The sequence below is a fragment of the Mycobacterium sp. MMS18-G62 genome (assembly GCF_053877835.1).
Map to the genome: position 1 here is coordinate 5,048,906 of NZ_CM132662.1, position 12,459 is coordinate 5,061,364.

Annotated in this window: 13 protein-coding genes; 7 read left to right on the forward strand and 6 right to left on the reverse strand. The window is 67.9% G+C overall.

The window, feature by feature from the left end:
* Positions 1 to 3: 3 nt before the first annotated feature.
* The 6 genes from ACWW36_RS25160 to ACWW36_RS25185 form a co-directional block, all read right to left on the reverse strand.
* Positions 4 to 639, reverse strand: a complete 636-nt coding sequence (locus ACWW36_RS25160) for an urease accessory protein UreF (RefSeq protein ID WP_456138661.1) — start codon at positions 637 to 639, stop codon at positions 4 to 6.
* Positions 639 to 2,360 (reverse strand): urease subunit alpha, encoded by a 1,722-nt coding sequence (locus tag ACWW36_RS25165; protein WP_456138662.1) that lies wholly within the window; start codon positions 2,358 to 2,360, stop codon positions 639 to 641. Before ACWW36_RS25165 ends, ACWW36_RS25160 begins: the two co-directional genes overlap by 1 nt.
* The gene (locus ACWW36_RS25170; protein ID WP_456142617.1) at positions 2,357 to 2,668 is read right to left on the reverse strand and encodes an urease subunit beta; all 312 of its coding nucleotides are present in this window, start codon (positions 2,666 to 2,668) and stop codon (positions 2,357 to 2,359) included. Before ACWW36_RS25170 ends, ACWW36_RS25165 begins: the two co-directional genes overlap by 4 nt.
* Entirely contained in the window at positions 2,668 to 2,970 is a 303-nt protein-coding gene (locus ACWW36_RS25175; protein WP_456138663.1) for an urease subunit gamma, read from the reverse strand. The genes ACWW36_RS25170 and ACWW36_RS25175 overlap by 1 nt, the downstream gene beginning before the upstream one ends.
* A gap of 55 nt (positions 2,971 to 3,025) precedes the next feature.
* Positions 3,026 to 3,418 carry a PaaI family thioesterase gene (locus tag ACWW36_RS25180; protein ID WP_456142618.1) on the reverse strand — a complete coding sequence of 131 codons (393 nt, stop codon included), beginning with the start codon at positions 3,416 to 3,418 and terminating at the stop codon, positions 3,026 to 3,028.
* A 197-nt stretch (positions 3,419 to 3,615) separates the two neighbouring features.
* Positions 3,616 to 4,377 (reverse strand): iron reductase, encoded by a 762-nt coding sequence (locus ACWW36_RS25185; RefSeq protein ID WP_456138664.1) that lies wholly within the window; start codon positions 4,375 to 4,377, stop codon positions 3,616 to 3,618.
* Between the two features lie 218 nt (positions 4,378 to 4,595).
* On the opposite strand from ACWW36_RS25185, the gene ACWW36_RS25190 reads away from it, so the two are divergent.
* From ACWW36_RS25190 to ACWW36_RS25220, 7 genes are all read left to right on the forward strand, one after another.
* Positions 4,596 to 5,012: a BlaI/MecI/CopY family transcriptional regulator gene (locus ACWW36_RS25190; protein WP_456138665.1), complete on the forward strand. Its 417-nt coding sequence runs from the start codon at positions 4,596 to 4,598 to the stop codon at positions 5,010 to 5,012.
* 14 nt (positions 5,013 to 5,026) lie between these two features.
* Positions 5,027 to 5,947, forward strand: coding sequence for a M56 family metallopeptidase (locus tag ACWW36_RS25195; RefSeq protein ID WP_456138666.1), 921 nt, complete (start codon positions 5,027 to 5,029; stop codon positions 5,945 to 5,947).
* Between the two features lie 55 nt (positions 5,948 to 6,002).
* Entirely contained in the window at positions 6,003 to 7,466 is a 1,464-nt protein-coding gene (gndA, locus tag ACWW36_RS25200) for an NADP-dependent phosphogluconate dehydrogenase (protein WP_456138667.1), read from the forward strand.
* Between the two features lie 9 nt (positions 7,467 to 7,475).
* Positions 7,476 to 8,912, forward strand: a complete 1,437-nt coding sequence (locus ACWW36_RS25205) for a GuaB1 family IMP dehydrogenase-related protein (protein WP_456138668.1) — start codon at positions 7,476 to 7,478, stop codon at positions 8,910 to 8,912.
* A 225-nt stretch (positions 8,913 to 9,137) separates the two neighbouring features.
* A complete protein-coding gene (locus ACWW36_RS25210) occupies positions 9,138 to 10,499 on the forward strand; it encodes a hemolysin family protein (protein WP_456138669.1) in 1,362 nt (453 codons plus the stop codon).
* Entirely contained in the window at positions 10,499 to 11,545 is a 1,047-nt protein-coding gene (locus ACWW36_RS25215) for a hemolysin family protein (RefSeq protein WP_456138670.1), read from the forward strand. The genes ACWW36_RS25210 and ACWW36_RS25215 overlap by 1 nt, the downstream gene beginning before the upstream one ends.
* A complete protein-coding gene (locus ACWW36_RS25220; protein WP_456138671.1) occupies positions 11,542 to 12,417 on the forward strand; it encodes a 3-methyladenine DNA glycosylase in 876 nt (291 codons plus the stop codon). Before ACWW36_RS25215 ends, ACWW36_RS25220 begins: the two co-directional genes overlap by 4 nt.
* Positions 12,418 to 12,459 lie beyond the last annotated feature (42 nt).

Below are 12,459 nucleotides of genomic sequence, written 5' to 3' on the forward strand. Positions count from 1 at the left end.
CTTTCAGGAGACGAACAGCGGTCGCTCGCGTTGGCTGTGCCGCTGGGCAAGCACGTCGAGCAGCGGATCGGACAGGTCGGCAAGCTCTTTGCCCGCGTCGGCGGCGGTCGCCTCGCACAGCGGCGCAAGTGCGATGGTGAGTGCGGCGACGTCACCGGGGTCGAGCGCCAGAAGTCGCTGAGCGGCGGTCGCGGATCCGGTCATGGTGGTGTAAACGACCGACAGCGCGGTCTGTTCTGGCGTGAGGCCACTGGCCCTGCCCACCGCGCCCGCCGCAACGGCCAGATGCGGCGTCGGGCCCAGCGCTTGCCAGTCGTTGTCTGGCCACACCCGCTTGGCGAGCCGAAGCAGACCACGCCCCTGGGCACGGGATGACTGGCGCGCTGCGGGTGCCGGTGTGCGGGCGTCGGTTTCGCGGTCGGCGTCCGTCACCGACAGGGTTCCGGCGTGTACGGCGAACGCCAGTGATGCCGTCACCAGCCCCTGCGTGCGGATCCGGCGGCGCAGGTACGCACGCAGTGTCGCGAGGTCGACGACACGTCCACTGGTCACCGCCTCTTCGACACCGCCGGAGTGGACATGTCCCCCTGTCGGCAGTCGCGAGTCGGCCAGCGCCAGCAGCGTCGCGAGGTTCGTCATCAGAACAGGAAATATCTTTGCGCCATGGGCAATTCGGCGGCGGGCTGTTCCTGCCACACGTCGCCGTCGATGCGGACGGTGAACGTGTCCGGATCGACCACGATCCGCGGCAGTGCGTCGTTCAGCGGCATGTCGGCCTTGCCGACCTTGCGGACGTCCTTGACGGCGACCAGCTTCCGGTTCACCGCCAGCCGTTCTGCAAGGCCATCGTCGACAGCCTGCGGCGACACGAAGTGCACCGACGTGGCGGCGGCAGCGGCCGGCGCGGCGCCGAACATCGGGCGGGGCAGCACGGGCTGCGGTGTCGGTATCGACGCGTTCGCGTCTCCCATTGCGGCCCAGGCGATCATGCCGCCCTTGAGCACCGCGTGGGGGCGCACCCCGAAGAACGCCGGCTCCCACAGCACCAGGTCGGCGAGCTTGCCGACTTCGACCGATCCGATCTCAGCATCGAGTCCGTGCGCAATGGCCGGGCAGATGGTGTATTTCGCGACGTAGCGGCGCACGCGGTTGTTGTCGGCCTTGTCGTCGCCGGGCAGCGCGCCGCGGCGGCGTTTCATGACGTGCGCGGTCTGCCATGTCCGGATGACCACCTCGCCGATGCGGCCCATCGCCTGGGCGTCGCTGCCGATCATCGAGATCGCGCCGATGTCGTGCAGCAGGTCCTCGGCCGCGATCGTCGACGGCCGGATCCGGCTCTCGGCGAACGCGAGATCCTCTGGGACGCTCGGGTTCAGGTGATGACACACCATCAGCATGTCCAGATGCTCGTCGAGGGTGTTGACGGTGTGCGGGCGGGTCGGATTGGTGGAGCTCGGCAGCACGTACGGCTCGGCGGCGATGGTGATGATGTCGGGGGCGTGGCCGCCGCCGGCGCCTTCGGTGTGATACGCGTGGATGGATCGCCCCGCGATGGCGCCGACGGTGTCCTCGACGAAACCGGCCTCGTTGAGTGTGTCGGAGTGAAGCGCGACCTGCACACCGGATGCGTCGGCCACGCGCAGGCAGGCGTCGATCGCCGCAGGCGTCGAACCCCAGTCCTCGTGCAGCTTGAATCCGGAAGCGCCACCGCGCAATTGCTCCCACATCGAGTCGGTGCTGACGGTGTTACCCTTGCCCAGCAGCGCGACATTCATCGGCCAGGAATCCAGCGACTCGAGCATCCGGGCCAGATGCCAGGCGCCCGGCGTCACCGTGGTGGCCTTGCTGCCCTCGGCGGGTCCGGTGCCGCCGGCGATGATCGTGGTGATACCGCCGCCAAGCGCCTCGTCCATGATCTGCGGGCAGATCAGATGCACGTGGCAGTCGATGCCTCCTGCGGTGACGATGCGGCCGTTGCCCGCGATGATCTCCGTCGACGGGCCGACCACCAGATCGGGGTGAACCCCGCTCATGATGTCGGGGTTGCCCGCCTTGCCGATCGCGGCGATTCGACCGTCACGAATACCGATGTCGGCCTTGATGATTCCCCAGTGGTCGATGATGACCACGCCGGTGATGACCGTGTCGGGCGCGCCGTCGGCGCGCGTCGCTCGTCCCTGGCCCATCGACTCCCGCAACACCTTGCCGCCACCGAACACCGCCTCGTCGCCTGCCAGGCCGGGGCCGCCGCTGCGGTCTTCGGTGATCTCGACGAACAGATCTGTGTCGGCCAGCCTGATCCGGTCACCGGTGGTCGGCCCGAACAGCGCGGCGTACCGCGCCCGCGACAGCTCGGTCATGCGTCGAGCCTCCCTGGCGCATTCAGGCTCAGCCCGTAGACCTCACGCGACCCGCTCAACGGCACCAACGAAACCTGCTGGGCTACACCGGGTTCGAAGCGCACCGCCGTTCCCGCCGGGATGTCGAGCCGGTGGCCGTATGCGGCAGAGCGATCGAAGTCCAGCGCGGCGTTGGCCTGAGGCAGGTGCACATGGCTGCCGACTTGAACCGGACGGTCACCGGTGTTGACCACATCGAGCGTCAGACGGGCCGCGCCTGCGTTGATTTCGATGTCGCCGTCGCCGTAGACGATCTCGCCTGGGATCATCACGGAATCGGATGGTGGACGGTAACGAGCTTGGTGCCGTCGGGGAAGGTGGCCTCCACCTGGACGTCGTAGAGCATCTCCGGAACACCCTCCATGACATCGTCGCGGGACAGCACGTCGCGGCCGCTGACCATCAGCTCCGCGACCGTGCGGCCGTCGCGGGCGCCTTCGAGCAAGTGGTCGGTGATCACCGCGACGGCCTCGGGGTGATTGAGTTTGAGGCCGCGGGCCTGCCGGCGCCTGGCGAGTTCGGCAGCATACGAAATGAGCAGCCGGTCCTGTTCATGCGGGGTCAAGCGCATAGTGCGCGATATTGCCACGGCGCGCCGCAGTCAGCAGCGCAGGCGAAGCCGGCGGCTATTCGGCCGGCATGTTCTGCAAGCGCACCTGGCCGCGGGCAACGACACGGTCGTTCTCGTCGGTGATGGTGATCAACCACAGCTGCTGGCGGCGGCCCCGGTGGATCGGCGTCGACACCGCGGTGACGATGCCCGAGGAGATCGACCGCAGGAAGTCGGTGTTGTTGTTGACGCCGACGACGTGTCCACCGCCGTTCTGCATCAGCCACACCTGTGCACTGATGCTGGCCAGGCTTTCGACGATCGAGCAGTACACGCCGCCGTGCACGATGCCCCACGGTTGAAGCAGCTTGTCGCTGATCTTCAAGCGCGCCCGTCCACCGTCGGGCGTCATCTCGAGATATTCGAGTCCGAGCTCCTGGTCGAATCCCTTGCCGACCTCTGCGGGCATCTCCGTCGTCACGCGATTGTGTCTACACGGCGGCGCCCACGGAGTTCGCCGCGGGTCGGGCCGAAATCGGGACGGACCCCGCGCCATAGGCGCGAGGTCCGTCCCTCGAATGGACCGGGAGTCTCTGCAGCCCTCAGGACTCCGGCGCGGTCCGGTGGTTCACGTGTGATCGTGTAACTAGAATAGGCAAGGCTGCCCTAATTGAACAAGACCTTCCCTGCACCCGCGCGGGTGGTGCCACGCACGGGGAGCCCGAATCCGACGAGCGCGTCGAGCACCGCTTGTCCGCGGCGCATGCTCGTCGCTTCGCTCGAATGGGCCAGCAGCGGGACCTGTGTCGCCGCGCTCACCACCGCTGAGCCGACGAGATGCCACATCGATGCGACCGACATCGCCCCGCCCGATACCTCGGCCAGCCTTACAAAGAGCGGCGCCAAAGCGCGATGGCTGCGGTGCGCGACCCACGTCGTCAAGGCCGCCTCGCTGGGCAGCGCAACGATGCCGTCGCCCGTCGAACGACCGATATGCAACGACGGGTCGCCCGGCAGCGCACGCAGCGTCGGATCGACGACGCCGACCCAGTCGATTACGCCCTCGGAGTCGACGTGCACCCACAGGTTCTCCAAGCCGGTATCCCAGGCCCGCCCCTCGAGCGCCAGCAGCGGAACGACGCGGCCCACGACGACATGCGCCAGCGTGGCGGCGAGCTGCTGCGCCACCGCGCCGCCGCTGTCGGTCTCCTCTGCGGCGAGCGCGAACATCGATTGCAGGCGGTCGGTCGTGAGCGCCTCGGCCAGCGGCCACCACCGCCGGCGCGACAAATCACCCATCACCGCGACGCCGTAGACACGCGGACATTCGGGATAGAGCGCGCGTAGCCGGCCGCTCGACTCGTGAAGCGGCAGCATCCGCGTGATCGCCATGCCCGCGATGAGCGGGTCGTCGACTGCAACCGTCATGGGAACCTCCCGAACGTGATTTAGGTTAGCCTTACTATAGTCACGTGCATCGAGCAGGCCAGGCCCTGTGACTGGGTTCACAAGGGAGAACGACCTGCGGGTAACCACTGCCGGAACATTGGGAGCCCGGCCGAAAGTTGTTCGGAAGTGTTAGATACGACGCACGGTAGTAACCGCGTAGTACCCTTGATCTACAGGCTGATGGAGATGAACGGAACATGGCCAAGTTGACGCGTCTCGGGGATCTGGAACGCGCCGTGATGGACCACCTCTGGTCCTCCGGTGAGCCCCAAACCGTGCGCCAGGTCCATGAGGCGCTCGCGGCCGAACGGGACCTCGCCTACACCACGATCATGACCGTGTTGCAGCGGTTGGCGAAGAAGAACCTCGTCGTGCAGCATCGCGACGACCGGGCGCACCGATATGCGCCCATGCACGGACGCGACGAGCTGGTGGCCGGCTTGATGGTCGACGCGCTCGACCAGGTCTCCGACACCGGGAGTCGGCAGGCCGCGCTGGTGCATTTCGTCGAGCGAGTCGGTGCAGACGAAGCCGCCGCACTGCGCCGCGCGCTGGCCGAGTTGGAAGGCAAGCACCAGCACGACCCGCCCGCTGGCGGTCCGGGCACCGGCTGAGAGAGACTTACAGCGTGTCCGCGCTGGCCTTCACACTCGTCGCCCTGCTGCTGTCGGGGCCGGTGCCGGCCATGCTCGCGCGGGCGACGTGGCCGATGCGTGCACCGCGGGCATCAATAGTGCTGTGGCAGGCGATCGCACTGGCCGCCGTCCTCTCGGCGTTTTCGGCAGGCATCGCGATCGCCAGCCGGTTGTTCGCACCCGGCCTGGATGGCCGCCCCACCGCGACCATCACGAGCGAGGTCGAAGTGCTTGGCTGGCCGCTATGGCTGGCGTACGTCGTGGTCTTCGCGCTCACGCTGGTAATCGGCGCACGGCTGACCTACGCCGTCGTACAGGTGGCCGTCGCCACGCGGCGTCGGCGCGCCCATCACCGCATGGTCGTCGACCTGGTCGGCAAGTCGCAGGGAAGTCACCTGCGAATCCTTGACGTGGCCCAACCCCTCGCCTACTGCCTGCCGGGCGTCCGCAGCCGCGTGGTTGTCAGCGAGGGCGCGCTGAATACGTTGGCCGACAACGAGATGGCCGCGATCCTCACCCACGAACGCGCCCACCTGCGGGCGCGCCATGACCTGGTGCTCGAGATGTTCACCGCGGTGCACGCCGCCTTCCCCCGATTCGTCCGCAGCGCCAACGCCCTGGACGCGGTGCGCCTGCTCATCGAACTGCTCGCCGACGACGCCGCGGTCCGCACTGCGGGCCCGAAACCCCTTGCGCGGGCTTTGGTCGCGTGCGCGTCGGGACGCGCGCCGTTGGGCGCCTTGGCCGCGGGCGGGCCGACAACGGTGCTGCGGGTGCGCCGCCTCGGCGGCCGACCGAACAGTCTGGCGCTCGCGGGGACGGCCTATCTGGCCGCCGCCGCCGTGCTCGTCGTGCCGACGGTCGCGCTCGCGGTGCCGTGGCTGACGGAATTACATCGGCTCTTCATGGCGTAGTCACTCATAGCCGATAAACACAACCGCGACAACAAAAAAATGAAAGGCCCCCCGTATGAGCGACTCTGTTAACTCCGACACCACCGGCACCGCTCAGATCGGGGTTACCGGCCTGGCCGTGATGGGTTCGAATATCGCGCGCAATTTCGCCAGGCACGGATACACCGTCGCCCTGCACAACCGCTCGATCGCCAAGACCGATGCGCTGCTTTCCGAGCACGGCTCGGAAGGCAAGTTCGTCCGCAGCGAGACCATCGCTGAATTCCTTGCCGCCCTTGAGAAACCGCGCCGGGTGCTGATCATGGTCAAGGCCGGTGATCCGACCGATGCCGTCATCAACGAGCTCGCCGACGCGATGGAGGAAGGCGACATCATCATCGACGGCGGCAACGCGCTCTACACCGACACCATCCGCCGTGAAAAGGCGATGCGCGAACGCGGTCTGCACTTCGTCGGCGCCGGCATCTCCGGCGGCGAGGAGGGCGCGCTGAACGGGCCGTCGATCATGCCAGGAGGGCCGGCAGAGTCGTACAAGTCTCTGGGCCCGCTGCTGGAAGAGATTTCCGCACACGTCGACGGGGTTCCGTGCTGCACGCACATAGGTCCCGACGGCGCAGGGCATTTCGTCAAGATGGTGCACAACGGCATCGAATACTCCGACATGCAGCTGATCGGCGAGGCGTACCAGCTGCTGCGCGACGGGCTCGGCAAGACGGCACCCGAGATCGCCGACGTGTTCGACGAGTGGAACAAGGGCGACCTGGACAGCTTCCTGGTGGAGATCACCGCACAGGTACTGCGGCAGACCGATGCGAAAACCGGTAAGCCGCTGGTCGACGTCATCGTCGACGAAGCCGAGCAAAAGGGCACCGGCCGGTGGACGGTGAAGTCGGCGCTCGACCTTGGCGTGCCCGTCACCGGTATCGCCGAGGCGGTGTTCGCCCGCGCATTGTCGGGTTCGGTCGCCCAGCGCAAGGCCACCACTGGCCTCGCATCCGGAGATCTCGGCGAAAAGCCAAGTGACGCAGACAAGTTCATCGAAGACGTGCGCCAGGCGCTTTACGCGTCGAAGATCATCGCCTACGCGCAGGGCTTCAACCAGATCCAGGCGGGCAGCGAGGAATACGACTGGGGTATCACGCCCGGCGACCTGGCCACGATCTGGCGCGGCGGCTGCATCATCCGCGCGAAGTTCCTCAACAGGATCAAGGAAGCCTTCGACGAGGACCCGAACCTGCCGACGTTGATCAGCGCGCCGTACTTCCGCAGTGCGGTGGAGAACGCGATCGACAGCTGGCGCCGCGTCGTCACCACGGCCACCACACTCGGTATCCCGATTCCCGGCTTCGCGTCGGCGTTGTCCTACTACGACGCGCTGCGCACCGAGCGGCTGCCCGCGGCGTTGATTCAGGGCCTGCGCGACTTCTTCGGCGCGCACACCTACGCCCGCATCGACTCCGATCGCGAGCAGAAGTTCCACACGCTGTGGAGCGGCGACCACAGCGAGGTCGAAGCCTAGGCTGGTCGTATGCGGTTCCTGGAAGGCCACCCGCCGCCCTACGACCTGACCTACAACGACGTCTTCATCGTCCCGGGACGCTCGGACGTGCAGTCGCGGTTCGATGTCGACCTGTCGACGTCGGACGGGTCGGGCACCACTATCCCCGTGGTGGTGGCCAACATGACGGCGGTGGCCGGCCGCAGGATGGCCGAGACCGTGGCCCGCCGCGGCGGCATTGTCGTTCTGCCGCAGGACCTTCCGATCTCGGTGGTCAAGGGCACGGTCGACTTCGTCAAGAGCCGCGACCACGTCGTCGACACCCCGGTCGTGCTCTCCCCCGACGACTCCGTGTCCGACGCCATGGCGCTGATCCACAAGCGGGCGCACGGCGCGGCGGTCGTCGTGTTCGAGGGCCGCCCGATCGGCCTCGTCACCGAGGCCAACTGCGTCGGGGTGGACCGGTTCACGCGGGTGCGCGACGTCGCACTGTCCGATTTCGTCACCGCACCCGTCGGCACTGATCCGCGCCAAGTGTTCGACCTTCTCGAACACGCGCCCATCGACATCGCCGTGCTCACCGAGCCCGACGGCACGCTGGCCGGCGTGCTCACCCGGACCGGCGCCATCCGCGCCGGCATCTACACCCCGAACGTCGACGCCATGGGACGACTGCGCATCGCCGCCGCGGTCGGCATCAACGGGGACGTCGGCGCCAAGGCCCGCAGCCTCGCCGAGGCCGGCGTCGACCTTCTGGTCGTCGACACCGCGCACGGCCACCAGCTCAAGATGCTCGACGCGATCAAGTCGGTGTCCTCGCTCGACCTCGGTGTACCGATCGCCGCGGGCAACGTCGTCTCCGCGGAAGGCACCCGTGACCTGATCAGCGCGGGCGCGACGATCGTCAAGGTCGGCGTGGGCCCTGGCGCGATGTGCACCACCAGGATGATGACCGGCGTCGGCAGGCCCCAATTCTCGGCCGTGGTCGAATGTGCCTCGGCGGCAAGACAACTCGGCGGCCACGTGTGGGCCGACGGCGGCGTCCGCCATCCCCGCGACGTGGCGCTGGCGCTGGCGGCCGGGGCGTCCAACGTGATGATCGGCTCGTGGTTCGCCGGCACCTACGAATCGCCGGGCGACCTGATGCGCGACCGCGAGGATCAGCCGTACAAAGAGAGCTACGGGATGGCGTCCAAGCGCGCGGTGGCCGCGCGGACAGCGGCCGACAGCCAGTTCGACCGGGCCCGCAAGGCGTTGTTCGAGGAGGGCATCTCCACCTCGCGGATGGGCCTTGACCCGTCCCGCGGCGGCGTGGAGGACCTGCTCGACCACATCACGTCCGGCCTGCGCAGCACATGCACGTACGTGGGCGCCGCCAACATCGCCGAACTCCACGAGAAGGTCGTGCTCGGCGTTCAGTCGGGAGCCGGCTTCGCCGAAGGCCACCCGTTGCCCACCGGTTGGTAGGGCCGGCGACGAGCACCGACCGCTAACATGGGGCATTCATAGCCGACCAAGCGAAAGGGATGCCGTGCCGCAGGCACCCGTCGAGGCCCCGGATTCGGGTCGGGCCTTCCGGGCCGAGCAGCCGTCCCACGAGCCGACCGCCGCGACCGGCGAAGAATCCGCAGACGCAGAGCCCTCCTCTAGTCGGCCGGGCACACGGCCCGGCGCAGTTTCGCTGAGGTCGCGATGAACATCGTCATCAGCCTGCTCGCGGTGCTGGGCTTCCTGGTGCTCACCGCCGGCACCGCGGTGTTCGTCTCCGCAGAATTCTCGCTGACGGCGTTGGAGCGCAGCACCGTCGACGCCAACGCCCGCACCGGCGGCCGTCGCGACAAGATGGTGCAGCGGGCACATCGCACGCTGTCGTTTCAGCTGTCCGGCGCCCAGGTGGGCATCTCGATCACCACGCTGATCACCGGATACCTCGCCGAACCGCTGGTCGCTCGGCTCCTTCGGCCCGCGTTTCTCGCGATGTCGCTGCCCCCGCACGTGGCCGACGGCGTCGCGCTGGCGCTGTCCTTGTTGATCGCCACGTCGGTGTCGATGGTGTTCGGCGAATTGGTGGCGCAGTACCTCGCGGTCGCCAAACCGCTGCCCACCGCCCGGGTGGTCGCCGGGCCCCAGGTGCTGTTCTCGACGTTGTTCACGCCGCTCATCCACCTGACGAACGGCAGCGCGAACTGGATACTGCGCCGGCTGGGCATCGAACCCGCCGAAGAACTGCGCTCGGCCCGGTCCCCGCAGGAGCTGGGCTCGCTGGTCCGCAATTCCGCTCGCCGCGGCTCACTGGATCCGGTGACCGCAACACTCGTCGACCGCTCGCTACAGTTCGGCGCGCGCACCGCCGAAGAGCTGATGACGCCGCGGTCGAAGATCGAGGTCCTGCAGGCCGACGACACCGTCGCGGAGCTGGTGGTCAAGGCCATGGAGACCGGCTACTCCCGCTTCCCGATCGTCGAGGGCGACCTTGACGAGACCATCGGCCTCGTCCACGTCAAACAAGTCTTCGAGATCCCGCACGGCGAGCGGGCCCGAACGCGGTTGGCAGGCTTGGCCCAGCGTGTTTCCGTCGTGCCGTCGACTCTCGACGGGGACGCGGTGATGGCCCAGATCCGCGGCGACGACATGCAGACCGCGCTGGTCGCCGACGAGTACGGCGGCACGGCGGGCATGGTCACCGTCGAGGATCTGATCGAGGAGATCGTTGGCGACGTCCGCGACGAGCACGACGAGAAGACCCCCGATGTGATGCCCGCCGGCCGCGGCTGGCACGTGTCCGGTCTGCTGCGCATCGACGAAGTGGCGGCCGAAACGGGCTTCCGGGCACCCGAGGGCGAATACGAAACCATCGGCGGTCTGGTGCTGCAGCACCTCGGCCACATCCCCGAGCCCGGTGAGACCGTCGAGCTGACGGCGTTCGACCCCGACGGTCCGATCGAAGACCCGGTCCGCTGGCTGGCGACGGTCGTCCAGATGGACGGCCGCCGCATCGATCTGCTCGAACTCACCGAGCTCGGCCGTCACGGCGATTCCGGCGAGGGGCGCTGATGGGCGACGTTCTCGGCGTGGTGCTCACCATGCTGCTGCTCGCGGCCAACGCGTTCTTCGTCGGCGCGGAGTTCGCGTTGATCTCGGCCCGCCGCGACCGGCTCGAAGCGCTCGCAGAACAGGGCAAGCGCAGCGCCGTGACGGTCATCCGGGCCGGCGAGAACCTGTCGGTGATGCTGGCCGGCGCGCAACTCGGGATCACGGTGTGCTCGATCCTGTTGGGCCGCATCGGTGAACCGGCGGTGGCCCACCTGCTGGAAAAGCCGTTCGACTTGTTCGGTGTGCCCGACGCGGTGCTGCACACGGTGTCGTTCGTCGTCGCGATCACGATCGTCGTGGTGCTGCACGTGCTGCTCGGAGAGATGGTGCCGAAGAACATCGCGATCGCCGGACCGGAGTCGGCGGCGATGCTTCTGGTGCCGCCCTATCTGTTGTGGGTGCGAGCGGCCCGCCCCGTCATCGCGTTCTACGACTGGTGCGCGATCAAGTCGCTTCGGCTGGTGGGTGTGGAGGCCAAGACCGAGCTCGAGAACACCGTCTCCCTTGTCGAGCTGTCGGAGATGATCGCCGAATCACGCTCGGAAGGCCTGCTCGACCCCGAAGAGCACAACCGGCTGTCACGGGCCCTGCAGATCCGCAACCGCGTCGTTTCCGACGTGGCGGTGCCGCTGCGCGATATTCACGCCGTCTCGGTGGCGGCCGAGGGTGAGGGCCCGACGGTGCGGGCCATCGAGCGGGCCCTGGCCGAGACCGGCTACTCCCGCTTCCCGGTGGTCGACGGTGCGGACCGGTTCGTCGGCTATGTCCACATCAAGGACGTGCTGTCGCTTGTCGACGATCCCGACGCCGTCGTCGACCCGGCGATGGTGCGCCGGCTGCCGGAGGTGCCGGAGTCGTTGCCGCTGCCCGATGCGTTGAGCCGCCTGCGCCGCAACAACAGCCACCTGGCTCTCGTCACGGCGGCCGATGGCAGCGTCGCCGCGATGGTGGCGCTGGAAGACCTGGTGGAGGACCTCGTCGGCACCATGCGACGGGATACGGCGTGACCGAGCACGTGCTCGACGAGGCCGACTGGATCGAACGGGCGCACGACTACCGGCAGCGGGCAGACGCGGTCGTCGAGCCGCACCTGCGGCGTATGCGGACGGGCGAGACGCATCCCGTGTGGGACTTCCTGTTCACGTATTACAGCCTTCGGCCGCGCCAGCTACGGATCTGGCACCCGGGGTTCGGTGTGGTGCTCGGCGGCGACTCCGCGCGCCGATACCTCGGCCGCGGCGGCTACGGTCCGCACCACGCAGGCGTCACCGTCACCCGTTCGCACCTGGTCGCCCGCGCCGAAACTGTGCGGTACATCGCCGGGCTGTTCCGCGCCACGGCCGCGCGCCCTGGCCGGCTGAACTGCTTCGGTCTGCATGAATGGGCCATGGTGTACCGGGCGCCCGCAGTGCGGCATGCGCGCGTCCCGTTGCGGCTCGGCGCGGCGGGTACCGACACGGTGGTCGAGTCAATGCCGTTGCGCTGCAGCCACTTTGACGCCTACCGCTTCTTCACCGAACCCGCGGCGCGCCGCAACGCAGGACAGCCGACGCGTGCCGATCAGATCGCCTTCGAGCAGCCGGCCTGCCTGCACGCAAATATGGATCTGTACAAGTTCGCGTACAAGCTGGGGCCGCTGGTGGAATCGGAACTGGTCCTGGACTGCCTGCAGTTGGCCATGGATGCCCGCGAACTGGACATGCGGGCCAGCCCCTATGATCTCCGCGACTACGGATTCGAACCGATCGCCATTGAAACGCCGGGCGGTCGCGCCGAATATGTTCGGACCCAGCAGACCATTGCTGAGCGGGCCGCGCCGCTGCGGGCCACGCTGACCGACAGGTGTGACCTGCTGCTCAGCGCGGTGGACGGCGGTTAGCCCGCCGTTACCCGTGGGTAAGCTGTGTCGACAGCTCGAGGG

Coding starts and splice junctions, on each gene's coding strand:
- ACWW36_RS25180 (WP_456142618.1), bottom strand. CDS start 3,418: ATGCCCGCAGAGGTCGGCAAGGGATTCGACCAGGAGCTCGGACTCGAA.
- ACWW36_RS25215 (WP_456138670.1), top strand. CDS start 10,499: ATGGGCGACGTTCTCGGCGTGGTGCTCACCATGCTGCTGCTCGCGGCC.
- ACWW36_RS25175 (WP_456138663.1), bottom strand. CDS start 2,970: ATGCGCTTGACCCCGCATGAACAGGACCGGCTGCTCATTTCGTATGCT.
- ACWW36_RS25210 (WP_456138669.1), top strand. CDS start 9,138: ATGAACATCGTCATCAGCCTGCTCGCGGTGCTGGGCTTCCTGGTGCTC.
- ACWW36_RS25165 (WP_456138662.1), bottom strand. CDS start 2,360: ATGACCGAGCTGTCGCGGGCGCGGTACGCCGCGCTGTTCGGGCCGACC.
- ACWW36_RS25190 (WP_456138665.1), top strand. CDS start 4,596: ATGGCCAAGTTGACGCGTCTCGGGGATCTGGAACGCGCCGTGATGGAC.
- ACWW36_RS25205 (WP_456138668.1), top strand. CDS start 7,476: ATGCGGTTCCTGGAAGGCCACCCGCCGCCCTACGACCTGACCTACAAC.
- gndA (WP_456138667.1), top strand. CDS start 6,003: ATGAGCGACTCTGTTAACTCCGACACCACCGGCACCGCTCAGATCGGG.
- ACWW36_RS25170 (WP_456142617.1), bottom strand. CDS start 2,668: ATGATCCCAGGCGAGATCGTCTACGGCGACGGCGACATCGAAATCAAC.
- ACWW36_RS25160 (WP_456138661.1), bottom strand. CDS start 639: ATGACGAACCTCGCGACGCTGCTGGCGCTGGCCGACTCGCGACTGCCG.
- ACWW36_RS25185 (WP_456138664.1), bottom strand. CDS start 4,377: ATGACGGTTGCAGTCGACGACCCGCTCATCGCGGGCATGGCGATCACG.